Raw genomic sequence first — 21041 nt, forward strand, 5'->3', positions numbered from 1 at the left:
CTTTCGTGAATTACGATGTGTTGCAATGGGAAAGGTGAAAGAAAGAGGGTTTTATTAACTTATTTTCGTCTTTTGTTCTGCCAGTTGCGCAATGCGTTTTGCCATACCCCGGAAGATAAACAGATGGGCGGGGATCATAAACAGCCAGTAGAACAGACCCGGCATCCCGTGTGGGTGCCACCAGGCGCGAACGTCCAGTTCCCGATGGTCGCCTTTGTCCTTGAGTGTAAAGCAGAGCCGCCCCAGCCCCGGCGCCTTCATGCCGAACAGTAGCGCCAGCTGTTTTTCCGGCTCGACGACGATCACCTTCCAGCTGTCGACCGCATCGCCTGGCTTAAGATACGGATGCGCCGGGCGGCCTTTCGCCAGCCGGTGACCGACCAGCAGATCCATCGCACCGCGCGTCTGCCAGAGGATATTGCCGAAGAAATAGCGCTCTTTGCCGCCGATCTGGTTCACCACCTCCCACAGCGCGTGAAGGCTGGCAGAGGTTTTTACCGTGCAGCCCGCCTGTTTCGGGTAATAGCCGTACTCGGGGCGCCAGCGGGCAAAGGCCTGCGCGTCGTAGCCCCAGTCGCTGGAGTTCACCAGCTTCTCTTCTTCTTTCAGCGTATGCCGCACCGCGTCGTCAAAGCGGATCAACGCCTGGGGGATTAATGCGCGCAGCGCGCGATCGTCCGCCAGCAGATCGTGCTTTAGCCCCTGGATCAGTGCTTTGGCAGTCGTCGGGGGAACCGAGGTGATCACATTCAAAAACCACACCGATATCCAGCGGGTCGGGAAGGGAATGGGGATCAGCCAGCGGCGGCGTCCGCTGACGCGCATGAAATGTTCGAACTGCTCCTGATAGCTCAGCACTTCCGGGCCTGCCGCCTCCAGCACGCGGTGTTGCTCTGCCGGGTGATCCAGCAGGGCCACCAGATAGTGGAGCAAATTCTCCAGCGCAATCGGCGTGGTGCGCGAGCGCACCCAGCGCGGCGGGGTCAGCACCGGCAGGTTGTAGACCATATCGCGCATTACTTCGAAGGCGGCGGAACCCGCGCCGACGATGATCCCGGCGCGCAGTTCGGTGACGGGAATATTCGCCCCGCGCAGCGTGTCTGCCGTCAGCTGGCGGGCGCGCAGATGGTCGGACTGCTCGTGTTCGGGTGCCTGGAGCGAGCTTAAAAAAATCACCTGCTTAACCGGGGTTTGCAGCAGGGCATCGCGGACGTTCATCGCCACCTGACGCTCGTGGGCGATAAAATCCCCGCCTTCGCCCATGCTGTGGACCAGGTAGTAAAGCGTGTCGACCCCTTCCAGCAGCGCGGGGAGTTCCTTCGGCCAGTTGAGATCGACGTTGTGACAGGTCACGCCAGGCAAACCAAGCTTTTGCAGGCGCTCGGTATTGCGTGCCGCTGCCCGCACCTGATGCCCCTGCTGGCTTAATGCAGTAGTGAGGTGCTGACCGATATATCCGCTGGCGCCAAGCACCAGAATACGTTGCGGCACGTGATACTCCTTAACCCTGTAAAAACGCCTGCCAGTGTTTTACCACGTCCGCCAGCTGTTCGCGGCTTACGTCGAGATGCATCACCAGGCGCACGACCGGGGAGGCGTTGATCAGCACGCCACGCGCTTTCATAAATTCACCCAGCGCAGCGGCGTGCTCGTCGCCCACGCGCACAAAAAGCATGTTGGTGTCGTGACGCATCACGTCCGCGCCGATCTCGCGCAGCTGCGTTGCCATCCACGCGGCGTTGTCATGATCGTCCTTGAGGCGCGCCAGGTTATTTTTTAATGCGTACAGTCCGGCAGCCGCCAGAATGCCCGCCTGACGCATGCCGCCGCCGGTCATTTTACGCCAGCGGTTGGCGCGCTTGATGTAGTCTGCGCTGCCGACCAGCAGCGAACCCACCGGCGTACCCAGCCCTTTTGAGAGGCAAATGGTGAACGAGTCGCAATATTGCGTTATCTCTTTTAGCTCGCAGCCGTACTCCACGACGGCGTTGAAAATGCGTGCGCCGTCGACGTGCAGGCCGAGGTTGCGCTCGCGAGTGAATTCCCACGCTGCTTTCAGGTATTCGCGCGGCAGCACTTTACCGTTGTGGGTGTTTTCGAGGCTGAGCAGCCTGGTGCGGGCGAAGTGAATATCGTCAGCTTTGATTTTTGCCGCGACTTTATCCAGCGGCAGGGTGCCGTCCGGCGCGGCGTCAATCGGCTGCGGCTGGATGCTGCCAAGCACCGCCGCGCCGCCAGCTTCGTACAGGTAGTTATGCGCACCCTGGCCGACGATATACTCTTCACCGCGCTCGCAGTGGCTGAGCAGCGCCACCAGGTTAGCCTGCGTGCCGGTCGGCAGGAACAGCGCGGCCTCCTTGCCGCTCAGCTCTGCCGCATAGCGCTGCAGTTCGTTGACCGTCGGGTCATCGCCGTAGACGTCGTCCCCGACCGGGGCGGCCATCATCTCTTCGAGCATGGCGCGGCTCGGGCGGGTAACGGTATCACTACGCAAATCAATCATTTCACATCCCTTTATTTTAAGAGGTCATGCGAAACGTTTTACCTGAGCCAGTTGGTTTTTGCCAGTTCGATCACTTCGTCACCGCGCCCGCTGATGATGGCGCGCAGCATGTAGAGGCTAAAACCTTTGGCCTGTTCCAGCTTGATCTGCGGCGGGATCGCCAGCTCTTCTTTGGCGACGACGACGTCAACCAGTACCGGACCGTCGATGGAGAAGGCGCGCTGCAGGGCTTCATCCACCTCTGAGGCTTTCTCGACGCGGATGCCGGTGATGCCGCAGGCCTCGGCGATGCGGGCAAAGTTGGTGTCGTGCAGCTCGGTGCCGTCTGTCAGATAGCCGCCGGCCTTCATCTCCATCGCCACGAAGCCCAGCACGCTGTTGTTAAAGACCACGATTTTCAGCGGAAGCTTCATCTGCACCACCGACAGGAAATCCCCCATCAGCATGCTGAACCCGCCGTCGCCGCACATCGCCACGACCTGACGCTCCGGTGCCGTCGCTTTTGCCCCCAGCGCCTGCGGCATGGCGTTGGCCATCGAGCCGTGGTTGAACGAGCCGAGCAGGCGACGTTTGCCGTTCATCTTCAGGTAGCGCGCCGCCCAGACGGTGGGCGTGCCGACGTCGCAGGTAAAAATAGCGTCGTCGTCCGCAAAATGGCTGATCTGCTGCGCCAGATACTGCGGATGAATGGCTTTGTCGCTCGGTTTGGCGAGATCGTCCAGCCCCTTGCGCGCATCGCGATAATCGCTCAACGCTTTATCGAGGAATTTGCGGTCGGTTTTCTCTTCCAGCAGCGGCAGCAGGGCGGCAAGGGTGGATTTAATATCGCCGATAAGCGCCATATCGACCTTGCTGTGCGCGCCGATGCTGGCCGGGTTGATATCAATCTGAATGATTTTGGCGTCCGTCGGGTAGAACGCGCGGTACGGGAACTGGGTGCCGAGCATGATCAGCGTGTCGGCGTTCATCATGGTGTGGAAGCCGGAAGAAAAACCGATCAGCCCGGTCATGCCCACATCGTACGGGTTATCGTATTCGACGTGCTCTTTGCCGCGCAGGGCGTGGACGATGGGCGCTTTGAGCTTACCGGCGAATTCAAGTAACTCTTTATGCGCGCCCGCGCAGCCGCTGCCGCACATCAGGGCGATATTGCTGGAGTAGCGCAGCAGCTGCGCCAGCTTTTTCAGCTCCTCTTCGGCTGGCGTTACCACCGGCTGCGGGGCGTGATACCAGTGGGTGCTAGCCCCTTCAGGCGCAGCCTTGAGCGCCACGTCTCCCGGGATAACGACCACGGAAACGCCACGGTTTAGTACGGCTTTGCGCATGGCGATCGCCAGCACCTGCGGGATCTGCTCCGGGGATGAAACCAGCTCACAGTAGTGGCTGCATTCACGGAACAGCTCCTGCGGATGCGTCTCCTGAAAATAGCCGCTGCCGATTTCGGAAGAGGGGATATGGGCGGCAATCGCCAGCACCGGCACGTGGTTACGGTGGCAGTCGAACAGGCCGTTGATCAGATGCAGGTTGCCAGGCCCGCACGAGCCTGCACACACGGCCAGTTCTCCTGTGAGCTGCGCTTCGGCACCGGCGGCGAAGGCAGCGACCTCCTCATGACGGGTCGGCATCCATTCGATGGTTTTCATCTTGTTCAGGCTGTCGCTGAGCCCGTTCAGGGAATCGCCGGTCACGCCCCAGATACGTTTTATGCCAGCCTGTTCGAGCGTTTTCGCTATATATGCAGCCACGGTTTGTTTCATGGTTGTCCGTCTCCTTTTTGTGATATCGCTTACAAGCTTAGAAGAAAGTCACTGTATTGCCCGTCAAATCCCCCCATTTAAAAGGTGCTTTTCATGCGCCACGCTTCGGCATAATCTGGTAATGCCTCAGTGAAAACAGGAATCATTTCAAATGGTTAAAAAATTGTTAATTGCTGTTAATGAAAAGCTATCGTGCGACGATCTTGGCAAACTCTTGTTACGACTTGCCGTCGGTGGGCTGATGCTTTTTCACGGTTTGCATAAGCTGTTTGGTGGGGTGGGCTTTATCAGCGGCATGCTGGTAGAGAAAGGGCTGCCGGGATTTATTGCCTACGGCGTGTTGATTGGCGAAGTGGTGGCACCGATCCTGATTATTGTCGGGCTCTTTACGCGCCCGGCCGCGCTGGTGCTGGCGTTTACGATGATCGTGGCATGGCTGATGGTGGGAGTGGGTGAAACGTTCGCGCTCGATAAGGTTGGGGCATGGGCGATTGAAAGTCTGGTGTACTTCTTTGTTGGCTCGCTGGCGGTGGCGTGTTTAGGGGCAGGGCGGTTTGCGTTAGGGAAAGCGCCTGCGTGGCAATAAAGCTGGGTACTGAAAATATAAGGGTCTCTGGCCTCTTTTTATTGGTGGTTTTTAACTCTTTGATTTTATTAAGCGGAATTATTTGTGATGAAAAAGGGTTTAAGGGGTATTTTTTAGGGGAATTCTTTATCTGACAAGGTGATAGGTGTAGATTGTTCCAGTTCACTGCCGTACAGGCAGCATGCACAACGTAGGCCGGGTAAACGCAGTGCCACCCGGCAAAAAAGCCCGGTGGCGCTGACGCTTACCGGGCCTACGATCGAACGTTTATTGCTTATGCGAGGACCAAATCCCCCTGCGGGTGGCACGAGCACGCCAGCACGTAACCCTCGGCAATTTCCGCGTCGGACAGCATCATGGTGCTGGTGACGGTATATTCCCCGGAAACCACTTTCGTTTTACAGCAGCCGCACACGCCCGCACGGCAGGCCGCGACTACCGGCACCTTGTTGCTTTCCAGCGCTTCCAGCAGCGTGGTGCCCACGCGGCCAAAGAAGGTCTGTGCGGGCTGCAGTTTGGTGAACTGAATCCCGCTGGTTGCCGCTTCCGCCACCGGCGTGAAGAACCGCTCTTTGAAGAAGCGGGTCACGCCAAGCGCTCTAACTTCTTTCTCCACGATATCCATGTACGGCGCCGGGCCGCAAGTCATCACGGTACGGTTCGCAATGTCCGGCACGCTTTGCAGCAACTCGCGGCTCAGGCGACCGGGCACAAAACCGTGGGTCGCGTTGTGTTCCGCCACCAGCGTCACCGGATAGTCACGCCACTCACCGGCAAAAATCACATCTTCCGGAGAGCGCACGCTGAAGATTGTCTGCACGTCGGCCTGCGGGCGGTTCTTCGCCAGCCAGCGGCGCATCGACATGATCGGCGTTACGCCGCAGCCCGCCGCCAGCAGCAGGAATTTATCGTCTGCCTTGTCGTCACAGGTGAAATCCCCCTGCGCGTCAGACAGCCAGATGTAATCCCCGCGCTTCACGTCACGGGTCAGCCACTGGGAGCCTGCACCGTCATCAATGCGGCGGATAGTGAGCGTAATGTACTCGCTCACGCCCGGCGTGGAGGAGATCGTATAGGCGCGAAGCGTGTCCGCCGAGTTGCGAACGCTGACCAGCGCATACTGGCCCGCACGGTACGGATAGTAGTCGTGGCAGAGCAGCGACAGCGTCCACACATCCGGCGTCTCCTGATGGATGTGATGAACCTGCATCCGCCACGGACATTGTGAGGTTGGCATGGTCATGAATCGCTCCTTACGCGCTCAGCAGTTGCTTCATATCATCTTCAACGTTGGTCACGGAACGCAGACCGAATTTCTCGTTCAGCACCGCCAGCAGGTCCGGCGTCAGGAAGCCTGGCGCCGTCGGGCCGGTTACGATGTTGGTTACGCCCAAAGAGAGCAGGGTCAGCAGGATGACAATCGCTTTCTGCTCAAACCAGGAGAGCACCAGCGACAGCGGGAGGTCGTTCACGCCGCAACCGAGTTTTTCCGCCAGCGTGACCGCCAGAATGATGGCCGAGTAAGCATCGTTGCACTGGCCTGCATCAATCAGGCGCGGCAGGCCTTCGATGTTGCCGAAGTCCAGCTTGTTGAAACGGTATTTACCGCACGCCAGGGTCAGGATCAGGCAATCATCCGGCACGCTGGTGGCGAAATCGGTGAAGTAGTTACGCTCGCCGCGCGCGCCGTCGCATCCCCCAACGAGGAAGATGTGGCGCAGCTTTTCACGGCTGACGAGGTCAATCAGAGAATCTGCCGCACCCAGCAGCGTTTCGCGACCGAAGCCGACGGTGATCAGATGTTCGATTTCGCTGTACGGGAAGCCCGCCATCTGCTGCGCCTGCTCGATAACCGGACCGAAATCGTCGCCTTCAAGGTGGCTCACGCCCGGCCAGCCGACGATGCTGCGGGTCCAGATGCGGTCGTCATACGCGCCCACGGTAGGGTCGATGATGCAGTTTGAGGTCATCACGATAGGGCCAGGGAAGCGGGCGAACTCTACCTGCTGATTCTGCCAGCCGCTGCCGTAGTTACCCACCAGATGCTTGAACTTGCGCAGTTCCGGGTAGCCGTGGGCGGGCAGCATTTCGCCGTGGGTATAGACGTTAACGCCGGTGCCTTCGGTCTGCTTCAGCAGGTTGTAGAGATCTTTCAGGTCGTGGCCGGAAATCAGGATGCATTTGCCTTCGGTCGCTTTGACGTTGACCTGCGTCGGGGTCGGATGACCGTAAGTGCTGGTTTCACCGGCATCCAGAATGCTCATGACCTTGAAGTTCATCTGGCCGATTTCCATTGCGCACTCGAGCAGGGCGTTCATGTCGGAAGGCCAGGTGCCGAGCCACGCCATAATTTTGTGGTACTGGGCGTAAATGTCGTTATCTGACTTCCCGAGAACGTGCGCGTGTTCCATATAGGCCGCTGCACCTTTCAGGCCGTACAGGCACAGCAGACGCAGGCCAAGGATGTTCTCGCCAATCGCCGCTTTGTCCTTATTAGGGGTAAATTCTGCGGCCTGGCGCTGTAGCTCGCCCAGGTCGTCGCTCACCAGCTGAAGCTCCGCCATTTGGTTGTCCACGCGGGCACTGGTATCGGCATTCAGGCACTGCGCTTTCAAAGCTTCGCGCAGGGCAATCGCTTCGCGGGCATAGCCGACGATGCGAGGAGAATCGAAGTTGACGTTAGTCAGCGTGGAGAAAAACGCGCGCGGCGCGAAGCTGTCGACGTAATGGTCGACGATGCCGTATTCACGGGCTTTGAAGGCCCAGGCGGAAAGACCATGCAGGGCGGCTATCAGCAGATCCTGAAGGTCTGATGTTTCTGCGGTTTTACCGCACATACCCTGCGCGTAAGAGCAGCCGTTGCCTGCCGGGGTACGGATGGTTTGTTCACATTGCACACAAAACATAATCACACCTGTAAAAGTTATATTTAATATACATGTTTAAGGGTATGCCTGTGCCAGAACGGTGAAAAGAGCTTTCTGCGACAAAATAGAGGGAGATTGATTTAGCGCAATTTTGGCGGCAGGAGCCCTACCGCCACAGAGGTATCAGGCAGAGAAAAACGCCATCAGGACGGGAACCAGCAGGCTCAAAATAAAGCCGTGAACGATGGCTGCGGGCACCATCTCCAGCCCGCCCGAACGCTGGAGGACCGGCAGGGTAAAGTCCATCGACGTGGCGCCGCACAGGCCCAGTGCCGTCGAGCGGCTGCGGCGAACCAGACCCGGGATCAGCATGATGGCAATCAGCTCTCGCGCCAGATCGTTAAAGAAGGCGGCGCTGCCGATCACCGGGCCGAAGGATTCGGTCAGCAGAATACCGGAGAGGGAGTACCAGCCAAACCCGGAGGCCATCGCCAGGCCGGTTTTTAGCGGCAGATCGAGAATAAAGGCATTAATCACGCCCGCGACCATGGAGCTGACGACAACCATAACGGCAACGATCATTCCCCGACGGTTCAGGACAATCTGTTTCAGCGTCATGCCGTTATTTCGCAGCTGAATACCAATAAGGAACAGCAGGAAGATCAGGGTATATTCGCTGGCGTCCGTCGCGTGCTGCAAAAAAGTCCATCCGGTAAGGCCCAGAAGAAATCCAAGCACCACGACGCCGCAGAGCTTTAATGATTCCAGCGCCATTGCAATTCGGGAGGGAAGCTTTTCCTGGTGGTGATTATTTTTCCACGGAATAGTGCGTTCCAGCCACAGCAGGGCGGCAATATTGCACAGCAAAATAACCACCACGGTGACCGCAGAATAATGCAGGATGGAAAGTAAATTTGTCGCCAGATTATCCAGGAAGGCCAGGCTGATCCCCATAAAGAACAGAATGACGTAAACAATCCAGCTGAGAAAACGGTTAATAAGCTTTAAGGCCGATTCATGACGCAGCGGAATAAGATAGCCCACAATCAGGGGCAGCAGAATAATGAGGAGTCCTGAAAACATGAACAGCCGGTCCTTTTGAGTTTCTGTTAAGCGCCAGAGACACTACCCAATAAAGTCTGCTCAGTAAAGCGGCAAAAGAAAGCCGGGCGGTGGCTACGCCTTACCCGGCTTGTGTCTATGTGGGGGTGCGGCCTGTTGCCCTCACCCCGGCCCTCTCCCACGGGGAGAGGGAGGGAAAGATTAATCGCGTTTTTCCAGCAGAGTGCGGTACAGCACGCCGCCCAGAATACCGCCGACGATCGGCATCACCCAGAACAGCCACAGCTGTTCAAGCGCCCAGCCGCCCTGGAAAATGGCGACGGCGGTGCTGCGCGCCGGGTTAACGGAGGTGTTGGTAACCGGAATGGAGATCAGGTGGATCAGCGTCAGCGCCAGACCAATGGCGATGGGCGCGAAGCCTGCAGGCGCGTGTTTGTCGGTTGCACCGTGGATCACCAGCAGGAAGCCTGCGGTCAGTACAATTTCAATTACAATGGCAGAAAGCATGGAATAACCGCCCGGAGAGTGTTCGCCGAAGCCGTTAGAGGCGAAGCCGCTGGCCGCCGCGTCAAATCCTGCTTTACCGCTGGCAATGACGTACAGCACGCCCGCCGCAATAATACCGCCAACCACCTGCGCCACGATGTAGCCAATAACCTCTTTCGCCGGGAAACGCCCGCCCGCCCACAAGCCTAATGTCACCGCCGGGTTAAAATGACCGCCGGAAATATGCCCCACGGCGAAAGCCATGGTTAATACGGTTAAGCCAAATGCCAGCGCGACGCCGACAAAACCAATACCTAATTCCGGGAATGCTGCTGCCAGAACGGCGCTACCGCAGCCACCAAATACCAGCCAGAATGTACCAAAGCATTCTGCTGCCAATTTTCTAAACATAACCACCTCAAAATAATTTTCCACGCGTTTTCCCGCGCGCGGGATATATCGCCATAAAGGGATGACGACTCAAAGAGCCCGTATTTTAAAAACCAACAACATCCCTTCGCCACTTAAATAAATTCGGTTAATTTGATTTAAGGCAATGTGATGTCAATCCTTGTTCAAATCAGCGGTAAATAGAGCATAGTTCAAATCCCGCAAGGGTGAATGTTCTGCTGTCGTGCCAGGGTTCCTGCCGCTATACTGCTGATAACTTAAAGGAAAAAGTGATCATTTCGCGGGGGATTTATGCTTCTCGAACGTGTGGAAATTGTCGGGTTTCGCGGTATTAACCGCCTGTCGCTGCAGCTGGAGCAGAACAACGTCCTGATCGGCGAGAACGCGTGGGGTAAGTCCAGCCTGCTTGATGCGCTGACGCTGCTGCTTTCACCCGAAGACAAGCTGTATCACTTCGTCCACGATGATTTCTGGTTCCCGCCCGGCGATATCGCGGGCCGCGAGAAGCACCTGCATATCATCCTGACGTTCCGTGAATCTGAACCCGGCCGTCACCGCGTGCGTCGCTTCCGCCCGCTGTCGCCCTGCTGGGTGCCCTGCGACGACGGTTTCCACCGGATTTTCTATCGGCTGGAAGGTGAAATGGCGGAAAACGAGGGGGTACTGACCCTGCGTGAATTCCTCGATGAGAAAGCCAACCCGATTCCGCTGGAGAATATCGACGATCTGGCGCGTCATCTTATCCGCCTGACGCCGGTGTTACGCCTGCGCGATGCGCGCTTTATGCGCCGTATTCGTAACGGCACCGTACCGAATATGCCGGAGGTGGAAGTCACCGCCCGCGAGCTGGATTTCCTGGCGCGAGAGCTGGTGTCGCGTCCGCAAAACCTCACCGATGGTCAAATTCGTCAGGGGCTGTCGGCGATGGTGCAACTGCTGGAGCACTATTTTTCCGAGCAGGGCACCTCGGAGTCGCGCCATCGTTTGATGCGCCGCCGTTCTCATGATGAACAGCGTAGCTGGCGCTATCTCGACATCATCAACCGGATGATCGACCGGCCCGGCGGGCGTACCCATCGGGTGATTTTGCTGGGGCTGTTTTCAACGCTTCTGCAGGCGAAGGGCACCGTGCGTCTTGACCGGGATGCCCGCCCGCTGCTGCTGGTGGAAGATCCGGAAACGCGCCTGCACCCCATCATGCTCTCCGTGGCGTGGCACCTGCTGAATCTGCTGCCGCTCCAGCGGATTACCACCACCAACTCCGGTGAGCTGCTCTCGCTGACGCCGGTGGAGCACATCTGCCGTCTGGTGCGCGAGTCCTCCCGCGTATCCGCGTACCGCCTCGGGCCCGGCGGGATGAACGCCGAAGACGGGCGGCGAATCGCGTTTCATATACGCTTTAATCGCGCCTCGTCGCTCTTCGCCCGCTGCTGGCTGCTGGTGGAGGGGGAAACGGAGACCTGGGTCATCAACGAACTGGCGCGCCAGTGCGGCCACCATTTTGATGCCGAAGGTATTAAGGTGATCGAATTTGCCCAGTCGGGATTAAAACCGCTGATAAAATTTGCCCGCCGAATGGGAATTGAATGGCATGTGCTGGTGGACGGCGACGAGGCGGGGAAAAAATATGCCTCAACCGTGCGCAGCCTGCTGAACAACGAGCGGGAAGAAGAACGGGATCATTTAACGATGCTGCCCGCGATGGACATGGAGCATTTTATGTACCGTCAGGGCTTTGACGACGTATTCCACCGCATTGCGATGGTGCCGGTCGACGTCCCGATGAACATGCGGCGCGTGATCGCCAAAGCTATTCACCGTTCGTCGAAACCGGACTTAGCCATTGAAGTGGCGACGGAAGCGGGAAGGCGGGGCGTAGAGGCGGTTCCGACCCTGCTGCGGAAAATGTTCTCCCGCGTGCTGTGGCTGGCACGCGGAAGGGCGGATTAACGTTCGGTCGCCTGTTTCACCTGCTGAATCAGGCTATCCAGCAGCGCGTAGCGGCGACGGTATTCGGCGCGTTTTTTGCTCGCTATCTCTTCTACGGGTTTACGCGGCATGGCAAGCGGCAGCATAAAGTGGCCGCTCTCCTGTTTTTCCCCACCGAGGGAACTCCAGAAGCCGTCGTAATCGGCCAGCAGTTTTCCCTCTTTTTTCTTGCGGTAGCGCCAGCTGCGATAAATATGGGTGGCATTACTGACGGCAACAATCTGCACGACCGGGAATGCGGCGCCGAACGTCATGGCGGCTTCAACCAGCAGGCGTTTCGGGAACAGACCGTGGCAGGCCTTCGTCGCTTTCTGGATCAGCTCATGGGGAACATGCGCTTTCGCGCCCTGCAAACCGCCGATGAACAGCGTCGATTTACCTTCAAACTGGCAGAGCGTAAAGGTTAGCTCCGCCAGCACCGTATTCTGAACGTCGCAGAAGGTGAGGGTGGCCTCTCCCTCTTTATCCAGGAACGCATCGGCACACAGGCGGACGGTAAATTGCTGTTCATCTTTCCCGGTTAAGGTCAGCAGCGTAGTCCCCTGTGTCGAAAGATAGCCCTTCAGGAGCGTGGCCGGGAGCTGGCGGCTCATGGCCTGATAGTGCCAGTTCAGGGATTCCAGCGCGTGCTGGCGATCCATCTTCACCGTCAGCCAGGGACGATGAAGCCGACACGGCAGACCGGGCTGCACCTGCAGCATCTGCATCAGACGCGGCTGCTTAGCGAGGTTTGTTAACAGGCGAGAGGTGCTCACGGGCGTCGCCAGAGAACGCAGCATGAACTTACGGCGATAGGCGGGGTTCTGCCATGCAAGGCCGGGCGCGATCTTGCCGAACGCCAGATTTTTGAAGAGCTGCCAGCCGGATGTCGGCTGCGTCAGGTTTGGAAGAGGTGTATCGACGATAGAAGACATGATAAATCCTGAGTCTTTTGGAATACCGCTATTTCAGCAGGGGAAATATCAACGTCTTGTAAACAAATTAGGGTGATTTCGGAGAACAGGGGTTTCGTTAAGGAGTCGTTTAGATAGAATCAACGTTTATTATTACCAGAACATTTATTTGGAATATTTATGAACCTCAAGGGAAAACGCAGAACGCTGTTTCTGCTGCTGGCGCTGGTGATTGTAGCCGGTGGATTCTGGTTATGGCAGGTGCTTAACGCGCCTGTGCCGCAGTACCAGACGCTGATCGTTCGTCCGGGTGAACTGCAGCAAAATGTCCTTGCGACGGGCAAACTTGATGCGCTGCGCAAAGTTGACGTCGGCGCTCAGGTCAGCGGCCAGCTGAAAACGCTGTCGGTAGAGATTGGCGACAAGGTGAAAAAAGGCCAGCTGCTTGGCGTTATCGATCCCGAGCAGGCTGAGAACCAGATCCGCGAAGTGGAAGCGACGCTGATGGAGCTGCGCGCGCAGCGTGCGCAGGCGCAGGCAGAGCGTAACCTGGCACAGGTGACGCTGACCCGCCAGCAGGCGCTGGCGAAAACCCAGGCTATCTCGAAACAGGATTTAGACACCGCCGCGACTGAACTGGCGGTGAAACAGGCGCAGATTGGCACGATCGACGCGCAAATCAAGCGTAATCAGGCCTCGCTGGATACGGCGAAAACCAATCTTGATTACACAAAGATCGTCGCGCCGATGGCCGGGGAAGTGACGCAAATTACCACGCTGCAGGGCCAGACGGTGATTGCCGCCCAGCAGGCGCCAAACATTCTGACGCTGGCGGACATGAGCACTATGCTGGTGAAGGCCCAGGTCTCCGAGGCGGACGTGATCCATCTTAAGCCTGGGCAGAATGCCTGGTTTACCGTACTCGGCGATCCCCAGACCCGCTACGAAGGCGTGCTGAAAGACATTCTGCCGACGCCGGAAAAGGTTAACGACGCCATTTTCTACTATGCGCGTTTTGAAGTGCCAAACCCGAAGGGCGTGCTGCGCCTGGACATGACCGCGCAGGTGCACATCCAACTTACCGGCGTGAAGAACGTGCTGACCGTTCCGCTCTCCGCGCTGGGTGAATCCGCCGGGGACAATCGCTACAAGGTGAAAGTGCTGCGCAACGGTGAAACGCGCGAGCGCGAGGTGGTGATTGGCGCGCGCAACGACACCGACGTGGTGGTGGAGAAAGGGCTGGAAGAGGGCGAGGAGGTTGTTGTCAGCGAAAGCCTGCCCGGAGCCGCTAAATGACCGCGCTGCTTGAGCTGAAGGACATTCGCCGCAGCTATCCGTCCGGCGACGGCCCGGTGGAGGTGCTGAAAGGCATCTCCCTGAGCGTGGAGGCGGGCGAGATGGTAGCGATTGTAGGCGCGTCGGGTTCCGGTAAATCGACGCTGATGAACATTCTCGGCTGTCTGGATAAACCCACCAGCGGTACGTACCGCGTGGCCGGGACGGACGTCTCGACGCTGGACGGCGACGCGCTGGCGAAGCTGCGCCGGGAACACTTTGGCTTTATCTTCCAGCGTTACCACTTGCTCTCTCACCTGAGCGCGGCGCAGAACGTGGAGGTTCCCGCGGTGTATGCGGGCGTTGAGCGGAAGAAACGCCTTGAGCGCGCGAAGGCGCTGTTAACGCGTCTGGGGCTGGCGGAGCGGGTGGAGTACCAGCCCTCGCAGCTGTCCGGCGGCCAGCAGCAGCGCGTGAGTATTGCCCGCGCGCTGATGAACGGCGGGCAGGTGATCCTCGCGGATGAACCGACCGGGGCGCTCGACAGCCGCTCCGGCGAAGAGGTGATGGCGATCCTGCACCAGCTGCGCGATCAGGGCCATACGGTGATTATCGTTACCCACGATCCGCAGGTGGCGGCGCAGGCGGAGCGAATCATTGAGATCCACGACGGTGAGCTGGTGAGCAACCCGCCGCCGCGTGAGTCCCGCGCGGCGGCACCGAAGGAAGCGCTGCCTGCGTCGACCGGCTGGGCGCAGTTCTCCAGCGGCTTTCGTGAAGCGCTGACCATGGCCTGGCTGGCGATGGCGGCCAACAAAATGCGCACCCTGCTGACCATGCTCGGCATCATTATCGGTATTGCCTCGGTGGTGTCGATTGTGGTGGTGGGCGACGCGGCCAAGCAGCTGGTGCTGGCGGATATCCGCGCCATCGGGACCAACACCATTGACGTCTATCCCGGCAAAGACTTCGGCGACGACGAGCCGCAGTATCAGCAGGCGCTCAAGTATGACGATCTGGCGGCGATTCAGAAGCAGCCGTGGGTGAACTCCGCCACGCCTGCGGTCTCGCAAAACCTCCGTCTGCGCTACGGCAATATCGACGTGGCGGCCAGCGCCAACGGCGTGAGCGGCGACTACTTCAACGTCTACGGCATGACCTTCAGCGAAGGCGCCACCTTCAACGCCGAGCAGCTGGCGGGGAGGGCGCAGGTGGTGGTGCTGGACGCCAACTCGCGCAGGCAGCTCTTCCCCAATAAAGCGAACGTGGTGGGCGAAGTGATCCTCGTCGGCAACATGCCTGCCACGGTCATTGGCGTGGCGGAAGAGAAGCAGTCGATGTTCGGCAGCAGCAAGATCCTGCGCGTCTGGCTGCCGTATACCACCATCTCCGGGCGGATTATGGGCCAGTCGTGGCTTAACTCCATCACCGTGCGCGTGAAGGAGGGCTACGACAGCGCGCTGGCGGAACAGCAGCTGGAACGGCTGTTAACGTTGCGCCACGGGAAGAAAGATTTCTTCACCTGGAATATGGACGGCCTCTTGAAAACGGCGGAAAAGACCACACGTACTCTTCAGCTGTTCCTGACGCTGGTGGCGGTGATCTCGCTGGTCGTTGGCGGTATCGGGGTGATGAATATCATGCTGGTGTCGGTAACTGAACGCACCCGGGAGATTGGCATCCGCATGGCGGTCGGGGCCAGGGCCAGCGACGTGCTTCAGCAGTTTTTAATTGAAGCGGTGCTGGTATGCCTGGTGGGCGGCGCGATGGGCATTGCGCTCTCGATGATGATTGCCTTTGCGCTCCAGCTCTTTTTACCCGGCTGGGAGATTGGCTTCTCGCCGATGGCGATACTCACCGCGTTTTTGTGTTCCACCTTTACCGGGATTTTGTTTGGCTGGCTGCCTGCGCGCAACGCGGCGCGGCTGGATCCGGTGGACGCGCTGGCTCGGGAATAACCCGAAAATAAAAATGCCAGCCGATCGGGCTGGCATTTTGACTGCGTGATGTACACAATAAAACAGAGAGCTATGCAACCGTTTCTGCTTCAACGGGTACGATTAGGCTTGCATGATTGCCTTTTGGTCCCTGGTGTACATCGAACCGGACGGACTGCCCGGCTTTGAGCGTCCTGTAACCATCCATCTGAATGGTGGAATAGTGAGCGAAGATATCTTCGCCGCCGCCTTCGGGGCAGATGAAGCCAAACCCCTTGGCGTTGTTGAACCACTTAACAGTACCCATTTCCATGCTTCGACATCCTTCGTAAATCTTATAAATTAAGATGGAATGAACCGGTGGTGGAGTGGGGGCTGTTCAAAACCTCGCCATCTCACGCTTGTACAATTTAGATAAACGAAAGACGTCGTCAAGCGTTTGGCGCTGGAGTTGGGACAATAATCAACCAAAGTTTGAAGCAGTTAACGCTATTGCAACAGTTTGTGACAGACATCGCGGATGACAGTAATAGATGATTGTTATCTAACATCTGAGGTAGATTCAAAGTGGTTATGCAAAATGGGTAAGACCAACGACTGGCTGGATTTTGACCAGCTGGCGGAAGATAAAGTGCGCGACGCGCTAAAACCGCCATCTATGTATAAAGTTATGTTAATGAACGATGATTACACGCCGATGGAATTTGTTATTGACGTGCTACAAAAGTTCTTTTCTTATGATGTAGAACGTGCAACGCAACTGATGCTTACCGTTCATTATCGTGGCAAAGCTATCTGCGGCATTTTTACCGCCGAAGTGGCGGAAACCAAAGTGGCGATGGTGAACGACTATGCGAGGGAGAACGAGCATCCGTTGCTGTGTACGCTGGAAAAGGCCTGATAAGGCATAAAATTGGGGGAGGTGCCTATGCTCAATCAAGAACTGGAACTCAGTTTAAACATGGCTTTCGCCAGAGCGCGTGAGCACCGACATGAGTTTATGACCGTCGAGCATTTACTGCTCGCACTGCTTAGCAACCCATCTGCCCGCGAAGCGCTGGAAGCCTGCTCCGTGGATCTGGTGGCGCTACGTCAGGAACTCGAAGCCTTCATCGAACAAACCACACCGGTGCTGCCAGCCAGTGAAGAAGAGCGCGATACGCAGCCGACGCTCAGCTTCCAGCGCGTGTTGCAGCGCGCGGTTTTCCACGTCCAGTCTTCCGGACGTAGTGAAGTGACTGGCGCAAACGTCTTAGTCGCCATCTTCAGCGAGCAGGAGTCACAGGCTGCCTACCTGCTGCGCAAACACGAAGTCAGCCGCCTCGACGTGGTTAACTTTATTTCTCACGGAACGCGCAAAGACGAGCCTAACCAGGCATCGGATTCCAGCAATCAGGTCAATAACAATGAAGAGCAAGCAGGCGGGGAGGATCGTATGGAAAACTTCACCACCAACCTTAATCAGCTTGCTCGCGTTGGCGGCATCGACCCGCTGATTGGCCGCGATAAAGAGCTGGAGCGTGCGATTCAGGTGCTGTGCCGTCGCCGCAAGAACAATCCGCTGCTGGTGGGCGAGTCAGGCGTGGGTAAAACGGCGATTGCCGAAGGTCTTGCCTGGCGCATTGTGCAGGGCGACGTGCCGGAAGTGATTGCCGACTGCACCATCTACTCGCTGGATATTGGCTCGCTGCTGGCGGGCACTAAATACCGCGGTGATTTTGAAAAACGCTTCAAGGCGCTGTTAAAACAGCTGGAGCAGGACACCAACAGCATCCTGTTTATCGATGAGATCCACACCATCATCGGCGCAGGTGCGGCTTCCGGTGGCCAGGTGGATGCGGCAAACCTGATCAAACCGCTGCTTTCAAGCGGCAAGATCCGCGTGATGGGCTCCACGACGTACCAGGAGTTCAGCAACATTTTTGAGAAAGATCGCGCGCTGGCGCGTCGTTTCCAGAAAATCGACGTCACCGAGCCGTCGGTTGACGAAACGGTGCAGATCATCAACGGCCTGAAAACAAAGTACGAAGCGCACCACGACGTGCGTTACACCGCGAAAGCGGTGCGTGCGGCGGTGGAGCTGGCGGTGAAATACATCAACGACCGTCACCTGCCGGATAAGGCGATTGACGTGATTGATGAGGCCGGGGCGCGTGCGCGCCTGATGCCGGCCAGCAAGCGTAAGAAAACCGTTAACGTGGCGGATATCGAGTCCGTGGTCGCCCGCATCGCGCGTATTCCTGAGAAGAGCGTTTCTCAGAGCGATCGGGATACGCTGCGCACCCTCGGCAATCGCCTGAAAATGCTGGTCTTTGGTCAGGATAAAGCCATTGAGGCCTTAACCGAAGCGATCAAGATGGCCCGTGCTGGTCTGGGGCATGACCACAAGCCTGTTGGTTCCTTCCTGTTTGCCGGCCCGACCGGCGTGGGGAAAACCGAGGTGACGGTTCAGCTCTCCAAAGCGCTGGGCATTGAGCTGCTGCGCTTTGATATGTCCGAGTATATGGAGCGTCACACCGTCAGCCGTTTGATTGGTGCACCTCCGGGCTACGTGGGCTTTGACCAGGGCGGTCTGCTCACCGACGCGGTGATCAAGCATCCGCATGCGGTCCTGCTGCTCGATGAAATCGAGAAAGCGCATCCGGACGTGTTCAACATCCTGTTGCAGGTGATGGACAACGGGACGCTGACCGATAACAACGGGCGCAAGGCGGACTTCCGCAACGTGGTGCTGGTGATGACCACTAACGCCGGGGTACGTGAAACCGAGCGCAAATCCATCGGCCTGATCCACCAGGATAACAGCACCGATGCGATGGAGGAGATCAAGAAGATCTTCACGCCGGAGTTCCGTAACCGTCTGGACAACATTATCTGGTTCGATCATCTGTCTACCGAAGTGATCCATCAGGTGGTGGATAAGTTCATCGTCGAGCTGCAGGTTCAGCTGGATCAAAAAGGCGTCTCGCTGGAAGTGAGCCAGGAGGCCCGCAACTGGCTGGCCGAGAAAGGCTACGACCGCGCGATGGGGGCCCGTCCGATGGCGCGCGTGATTCAGGACAACCTGAAGAAACCGCTGGCGAACGAGCTGCTGTTTGGCTCGCTGGTAGACGGCGGCCAGGTGACCGTGGCGCTGGACCAGGCGAAGAACGAATTGACGTACGATTTCCAGAGTGCGGCGAAGCACAAGCCGGAAGCGGCTCACTGATTTCTTACGTAGGTCTAAAAACCGGGCTATAGCCCGGTTTTTTTATGCCTGCTTTTTTCCTTTCGCTGTGGCTGAGGGTTTCACACAAAATAGTGTATGCACTGAACAGTTCCCTCGCCCCTTTAGGGAGAGGGGTAGGGTGAGGGGAACAGGCCGCAGCGAAATTTTGCGAGGCGCTTTCCAGTTTTGTTCGACGTTGGTTGCTGGATAAATCCACAGTAATAAAATGGCGGCGCACCTGCAAAAATTAGGTGCCGGGATTGGCGTCCTGAAAGTGTGTGCACAGATAATCTTGCGTGCATAAAGGATCACATATGACTAATATTAATAGCTTCGCCCAACTCTACACCGAACTCTCCCTCAACCCCGATCTCCCAACCCTTGCAGAGCGCTGTCAACTGCTCACCGAAATCCTGCTGGATTGCAAATCACTTCCGCAAACGCAGCCCGTTTGCCGTTGTCTCGGAGCCTACCTGGAAGAGGTGAAATCCGGCCTTACAGAATCAATGCGTGATTTTCAGGTGGTGGAATTTGAGGAAGAAGCGGAACAACCGCGACAAAAAGAGTGGTTGCTTGAAGATACAGAAACGAAATGTGACTACTGCCGGGCGTTGAATCATGTGCTGCTGGTGTCGCATTTGGACCGTGATATGCTGCCGCACCTGACGGGATTACTTCATGACATGGCTCATTCTATGGCGGGGGATTTAATCGCTCCTGTACAACCATGGATGACAATACATCTTCCGAAGCAGCAACACTAACGCCATAAATAAAAAAGGCCGGGATTAACCCGACCTTTTATATATTCATCTGCCATTACAGGCGAAAAAATTAGCGACTACGGAAGACAATGCGGCCTTTGCTCAGGTCGTACGGGGTCAGTTCAACAGTCACTTTGTCGCCCGTCAAAATGCGGATGTAGTTTTTGCGCATTTTACCGGAGATGTGCGCAGTTACCACGTGACCGTTTTCCAGCTCTACGCGAAACATGGTATTAGGCAACGTATCAAGTACGGTACCCTGCATTTCAATATTGTCTTCTTTGGCCATCTAATCCTCTGGGGTATCACTACCAAGTTTTGAACCGGCAAGATAATGCCGAAATTCATCAATTAAGTAAAGAATTGCGCGATTAAAACGCAGCAAAACAGTTTCGGCGCATTGCCCAAGCGTCACGGTACAACCGAACAGGAAGCGCATTCGTAAAGGGGAGACGACAGGATAAACGTCAGGACGTTATCTGAAGCGAGGGTCCCAAACGGCGGCGGGGCAACAGGCAGAAGCTACTCTGCGGCATAATTATAACACCCTCACAAAAAATATGCGGAAAACATTTAAGCATTGGGCATAAAGAGCGTTCTGGGGATCCAGAAGTCGCGCGGGAGCTTCTCCTGACGGCAAGCGTCCAGATGCTCGATATACTGTCGTCGCGGGATGTCAACTGCACCGAGAGAGGCCGTGTGCTCGTTGAGCACCTGACAATCGATCAGGCGTCCGCCGCGCTGGGCAAAGGCCTCGCAGAAGACCAGCAGCGCGGTTTTCGAGGCGTTAACCGCACGGGAGAACATCGATTCGCCGCAAAACAGCGTCCCTTGCGCCACGCCGTACATGCCGCCAACCAGTTCCCCCTTTTCCCAGACCTCAATGGAGTGGGCGTAGCCAAGCTCATGGAGCTGGTGGTAGGCGTTGACGATATCGCGGGTGATCCACGTCCCTTCATGGCGATCTTCGGCACAGCCTTCTATCACCTGCCCAAAGGCGTGATTCAGCGTGACGCGATACGGGGATTTAGCATGGAAACGCTTCATGCTGCGGCTCAGATGGAACTGCGCTGGCCACAGCACGGCGCGCGGGTCGGGAGACCACCATAAAATCGGGTCGCCGGGAGAAAACCACGGGAAGATGCCGCGCTGGTAGGCCATTAATAGCCGCGCAGGGCTAAGGTCACCGCCAAGGGCCAGCAGCCCGTTGGGCTCACGCAGCGCTCCCTCCGGCGAAGGAAACGCAATGTTATGACGAGAAAGCTGGACCAGGCGCATGACAGCAAAACTCCAGTACGCGAGT

General features: G+C 57.3%; 18 protein-coding genes. 7 read left to right on the top strand and 11 right to left on the bottom strand.

The genetic code is table 11. From position 1 onward, the window contains the following. Nucleotides 1–54: 54 nt before the first annotated feature. Genes ACMGGH_RS12795 through poxB form a run of 3 tightly spaced genes read right to left on the bottom strand, consistent with a single transcriptional unit; the run spans nucleotide 55 to nucleotide 4260 of the window. On the bottom strand, nucleotides 55–1491 hold the full coding sequence (locus ACMGGH_RS12795; RefSeq protein ID WP_045261794.1) for an SDR family oxidoreductase: 1437 nt from the start codon (nucleotides 1489–1491) through the stop codon (nucleotides 55–57). A gap of 10 nt (nucleotides 1492–1501) precedes the next feature. Then, nucleotides 1502–2503, bottom strand: a complete 1002-nt coding sequence (ltaE, locus tag ACMGGH_RS12800) for a low-specificity L-threonine aldolase (protein WP_193359481.1) — start codon at nucleotides 2501–2503, stop codon at nucleotides 1502–1504. Between the two features lie 38 nt (nucleotides 2504–2541). Next, the gene (gene poxB, locus ACMGGH_RS12805) at nucleotides 2542–4260 is read right to left on the bottom strand and encodes a ubiquinone-dependent pyruvate dehydrogenase (protein ID WP_232948033.1); all 1719 of its coding nucleotides are present in this window, start codon (nucleotides 4258–4260) and stop codon (nucleotides 2542–2544) included. A gap of 151 nt (nucleotides 4261–4411) precedes the next feature. Between poxB and ACMGGH_RS12810 the strand changes: the two genes are divergently transcribed. Then, nucleotides 4412–4846: a DoxX family protein gene (locus ACMGGH_RS12810; protein ID WP_232948034.1), complete on the top strand. Its 435-nt coding sequence runs from the start codon at nucleotides 4412–4414 to the stop codon at nucleotides 4844–4846. Nucleotides 4847–5120: 274 nt separating this feature from the next. On the opposite strand, the gene hcr is transcribed toward ACMGGH_RS12810, so the two are convergent. The 4 genes from hcr to aqpZ all read right to left on the bottom strand — a co-directional run bounded on the left by hcr (nucleotide 5121) and on the right by aqpZ (nucleotide 9672). After that, nucleotides 5121–6089, bottom strand: a complete 969-nt coding sequence (gene hcr / locus ACMGGH_RS12815) for an NADH oxidoreductase (protein WP_232948035.1) — start codon at nucleotides 6087–6089, stop codon at nucleotides 5121–5123. A gap of 10 nt (nucleotides 6090–6099) precedes the next feature. Next, nucleotides 6100–7752 (bottom strand): hydroxylamine reductase, encoded by a 1653-nt coding sequence (gene hcp, locus ACMGGH_RS12820; RefSeq protein ID WP_232948036.1) that lies wholly within the window; start codon nucleotides 7750–7752, stop codon nucleotides 6100–6102. Nucleotides 7753–7896: 144 nt separating this feature from the next. Continuing rightward, a complete protein-coding gene (locus ACMGGH_RS12825; RefSeq protein WP_028012543.1) occupies nucleotides 7897–8796 on the bottom strand; it encodes a lysine exporter LysO family protein in 900 nt (299 codons plus the stop codon). Nucleotides 8797–8976: 180 nt separating this feature from the next. After that, on the bottom strand, nucleotides 8977–9672 hold the full coding sequence (gene aqpZ, locus ACMGGH_RS12830; RefSeq protein WP_028012545.1) for an aquaporin Z: 696 nt from the start codon (nucleotides 9670–9672) through the stop codon (nucleotides 8977–8979). Nucleotides 9673–9963: 291 nt separating this feature from the next. Here aqpZ and ACMGGH_RS12835 point away from each other — a divergent pair, with 291 nt between their 5' ends. Continuing rightward, a complete protein-coding gene (locus ACMGGH_RS12835) occupies nucleotides 9964–11622 on the top strand; it encodes an ATP-dependent endonuclease (protein ID WP_041910643.1) in 1659 nt (552 codons plus the stop codon). On the opposite strand, the gene ACMGGH_RS12840 is transcribed toward ACMGGH_RS12835, so the two are convergent. After that, nucleotides 11619–12575: a VirK/YbjX family protein gene (locus tag ACMGGH_RS12840; RefSeq protein ID WP_047368198.1), complete on the bottom strand. Its 957-nt coding sequence runs from the start codon at nucleotides 12573–12575 to the stop codon at nucleotides 11619–11621. The genes ACMGGH_RS12835 and ACMGGH_RS12840 overlap by 4 nt on opposite strands. A 159-nt stretch (nucleotides 12576–12734) precedes the next feature. Between ACMGGH_RS12840 and macA the strand changes: the two genes are divergently transcribed. Continuing rightward, nucleotides 12735–13850: a macrolide transporter subunit MacA gene (gene macA / locus ACMGGH_RS12845; RefSeq protein WP_041910641.1), complete on the top strand. Its 1116-nt coding sequence runs from the start codon at nucleotides 12735–12737 to the stop codon at nucleotides 13848–13850. Further along, nucleotides 13847–15787 (top strand): macrolide ABC transporter ATP-binding protein/permease MacB, encoded by a 1941-nt coding sequence (gene macB, locus ACMGGH_RS12850; protein ID WP_232948037.1) that lies wholly within the window; start codon nucleotides 13847–13849, stop codon nucleotides 15785–15787. The genes macA and macB overlap by 4 nt, the downstream gene beginning before the upstream one ends. A gap of 70 nt (nucleotides 15788–15857) precedes the next feature. On the opposite strand, the gene cspD is transcribed toward macB, so the two are convergent. Continuing rightward, entirely contained in the window at nucleotides 15858–16079 is a 222-nt protein-coding gene (gene cspD, locus ACMGGH_RS12855) for a cold shock-like protein CspD (RefSeq protein ID WP_006809408.1), read from the bottom strand. Between the two features lie 267 nt (nucleotides 16080–16346). Between cspD and clpS the strand changes: the two genes are divergently transcribed. From clpS to ACMGGH_RS12870, 3 genes are all read left to right on the top strand, one after another. Beyond that, the gene (clpS, locus tag ACMGGH_RS12860) at nucleotides 16347–16667 is read left to right on the top strand and encodes an ATP-dependent Clp protease adapter ClpS (protein ID WP_006174393.1); all 321 of its coding nucleotides are present in this window, start codon (nucleotides 16347–16349) and stop codon (nucleotides 16665–16667) included. Nucleotides 16668–16694: 27 nt separating this feature from the next. After that, on the top strand, nucleotides 16695–18974 hold the full coding sequence (gene clpA, locus ACMGGH_RS12865; RefSeq protein WP_028012550.1) for an ATP-dependent Clp protease ATP-binding subunit ClpA: 2280 nt from the start codon (nucleotides 16695–16697) through the stop codon (nucleotides 18972–18974). Between the two features lie 314 nt (nucleotides 18975–19288). Then, nucleotides 19289–19738, top strand: coding sequence for a hypothetical protein (locus ACMGGH_RS12870; RefSeq protein ID WP_193359485.1), 450 nt, complete (start codon nucleotides 19289–19291; stop codon nucleotides 19736–19738). Between the two features lie 70 nt (nucleotides 19739–19808). Here ACMGGH_RS12870 and infA read toward each other — a convergent pair whose 3' ends face one another. Both infA and aat read right to left on the bottom strand, forming a co-directional pair. Continuing rightward, nucleotides 19809–20027 (bottom strand): translation initiation factor IF-1, encoded by a 219-nt coding sequence (gene infA, locus ACMGGH_RS12875; RefSeq protein WP_002211347.1) that lies wholly within the window; start codon nucleotides 20025–20027, stop codon nucleotides 19809–19811. Between the two features lie 284 nt (nucleotides 20028–20311). After that, entirely contained in the window at nucleotides 20312–21016 is a 705-nt protein-coding gene (gene aat, locus ACMGGH_RS12880) for a leucyl/phenylalanyl-tRNA--protein transferase (protein WP_041910636.1), read from the bottom strand. Between the last annotated feature and the right edge of the window lie 25 nt (nucleotides 21017–21041).

Source organism: Enterobacter sp. BNK-16 (assembly GCF_048684955.1).
GTDB classification, from domain to species: Bacteria; Pseudomonadota; Gammaproteobacteria; order Enterobacterales; family Enterobacteriaceae; genus Enterobacter; species Enterobacter bugandensis.

Bases quoted from the DNA above. Each gene is read 5' to 3' on its own strand.
- ltaE (WP_193359481.1), bottom strand. From the start codon at position 2,503: ATGATTGATTTGCGTAGTGATACCGTTACCCGCCCGAGCCGCGCCATG.
- poxB (WP_232948033.1), bottom strand. From the start codon at position 4,260: ATGAAACAAACCGTGGCTGCATATATAGCGAAAACGCTCGAACAGGCT.
- ACMGGH_RS12810 (WP_232948034.1), top strand. From the start codon at position 4,412: ATGGTTAAAAAATTGTTAATTGCTGTTAATGAAAAGCTATCGTGCGAC.
- hcr (WP_232948035.1), bottom strand. From the start codon at position 6,089: ATGACCATGCCAACCTCACAATGTCCGTGGCGGATGCAGGTTCATCAC.
- hcp (WP_232948036.1), bottom strand. From the start codon at position 7,752: ATGTTTTGTGTGCAATGTGAACAAACCATCCGTACCCCGGCAGGCAAC.
- ACMGGH_RS12825 (WP_028012543.1), bottom strand. From the start codon at position 8,796: ATGTTTTCAGGACTCCTCATTATTCTGCTGCCCCTGATTGTGGGCTAT.
- aqpZ (WP_028012545.1), bottom strand. From the start codon at position 9,672: ATGTTTAGAAAATTGGCAGCAGAATGCTTTGGTACATTCTGGCTGGTA.
- ACMGGH_RS12835 (WP_041910643.1), top strand. From the start codon at position 9,964: ATGCTTCTCGAACGTGTGGAAATTGTCGGGTTTCGCGGTATTAACCGC.
- ACMGGH_RS12840 (WP_047368198.1), bottom strand. From the start codon at position 12,575: ATGTCTTCTATCGTCGATACACCTCTTCCAAACCTGACGCAGCCGACA.
- macA (WP_041910641.1), top strand. From the start codon at position 12,735: ATGAACCTCAAGGGAAAACGCAGAACGCTGTTTCTGCTGCTGGCGCTG.
- macB (WP_232948037.1), top strand. From the start codon at position 13,847: ATGACCGCGCTGCTTGAGCTGAAGGACATTCGCCGCAGCTATCCGTCC.
- cspD (WP_006809408.1), bottom strand. From the start codon at position 16,079: ATGGAAATGGGTACTGTTAAGTGGTTCAACAACGCCAAGGGGTTTGGC.
- clpS (WP_006174393.1), top strand. From the start codon at position 16,347: ATGGGTAAGACCAACGACTGGCTGGATTTTGACCAGCTGGCGGAAGAT.
- clpA (WP_028012550.1), top strand. From the start codon at position 16,695: ATGCTCAATCAAGAACTGGAACTCAGTTTAAACATGGCTTTCGCCAGA.
- ACMGGH_RS12870 (WP_193359485.1), top strand. From the start codon at position 19,289: ATGACTAATATTAATAGCTTCGCCCAACTCTACACCGAACTCTCCCTC.
- infA (WP_002211347.1), bottom strand. From the start codon at position 20,027: ATGGCCAAAGAAGACAATATTGAAATGCAGGGTACCGTACTTGATACG.
- aat (WP_041910636.1), bottom strand. From the start codon at position 21,016: ATGCGCCTGGTCCAGCTTTCTCGTCATAACATTGCGTTTCCTTCGCCG.